Raw genomic sequence first — 1,224 nt, 5'->3', positions numbered from 1 at the left:
ACGTTTCAATTCTACTTTTCCGACGATGGGAAGTTTTTCTAAATCCTTCGTCGTCTGAAAATAAGCTGGAGCGAGGTTATGCTCCTCCATGTACTCCTTGTAGAAAGGAACGTTTTCGTACGCATGCTTGATCAAGGCAGAGACCTTCTCATTTTGTTCATGAATCAACTCCTGCTGATCTTTCCACTGGTTCTCTTTATAGGATTGATAATAATCGAGGGCATTTGTCTTTCGTATCTTTTCCATTAAGCGGATCCGTAACTTCTTGATCCAACCCATACTTCCAACTCCTTATCTATTTGTCAGCTAAATTTTTTATAATGTCCGAATTAAGTATTCATTATACGTCTCTATATGAATTTTGTTCAAGCATTAGCCCCATAAACGTTGATATTCCAAGTGTTTACGACTCTATTACAATTTCCAACATTTATAGACAGGGTCTGGAATATGGTTTATACTTCACTATGTCAATTGCTAATTGAACAACGACTCAGAGGTGCTTTATTAATGACGATGAATCAAGAAATGTATAAGAAGCTTCTTCTCTTATTTATTATAGTACAACCCGTTCTCGACATCCTTACTTTTTTCTCCATTAGACAGCTCGATTCGAGTCTGACTGTCGGAATTATCGTCCGTGTTTTATTCATGGGCCTTTCTTTACTCTTTATTTTCTTTGGAAACTCAAGTACATACAAAAAGTACGTCATTCCTTATTTATTGATTCTCTTCGCAGCCGTTGGAATCGGCCTTGTTTATAATTTCTTTGACAAGCCCGTGTTCGAACCGTTTTTAGAGCTTCAATTCTTAGCAAAGACGCTTTATTTCATTGTCATGTTCTGTGCATATCTCTTGTTATTCACGAACAAAGACCGAATGAACGAGACGAAGCTCGATATTTTAAAGTCGCTTACGATTGCCATGCTGATCATTTCGTTGACGATGTTTGTCTCGATTTTAACAGGAACAGCTTCCAATACGTATGAATATGGAAAATTCGGGTTCAAGGGCTGGTTTTTCTCCGGAAATGAAATCAGCTCGATCGTAGCCGTCAGCTTTCCGCTCGTTTACTTATACAGCTTGAAGAAAATGGAGTCCTTCAAGCAGTGGTATTACTTCATTCCTGTTTTATTCCTAGCGATCGTCTCCATTTTAATTGGTACGAAGGTAAGTTACTTTGCTGTACTTGGCGCCTCCATCATTATCGTATTCAGCTATGTG

General features: G+C 38.2%; 1 protein-coding gene and 1 pseudogene. One reads left to right on the top strand and one right to left on the bottom strand.

Annotated elements, in window-relative coordinates; genetic code table 11:
* Nucleotides 1–279, bottom strand: a pseudogene (locus LD39_RS20765) (hypothetical protein); the annotation flags it as partial.
* A gap of 231 nt (nt 280–510) precedes the next feature.
* On the opposite strand from LD39_RS20765, the gene LD39_RS20760 reads away from it, so the two are divergent.
* Nucleotides 511–1,224 (top strand): O-antigen ligase family protein (locus LD39_RS20760; protein WP_035553278.1); only part of this gene is annotated, 714 nt, incomplete at its 3' end.

The organism is Halobacillus sp. BBL2006, assembly GCF_000786645.1.
In the GTDB taxonomy this organism is placed as follows: domain Bacteria; phylum Bacillota; class Bacilli; order Bacillales; family Halobacillaceae; genus Halobacillus.
Note: the sequence above shows the minus strand (reverse complement) of the source record. Positions and strands in the feature narration are given on the sequence as shown.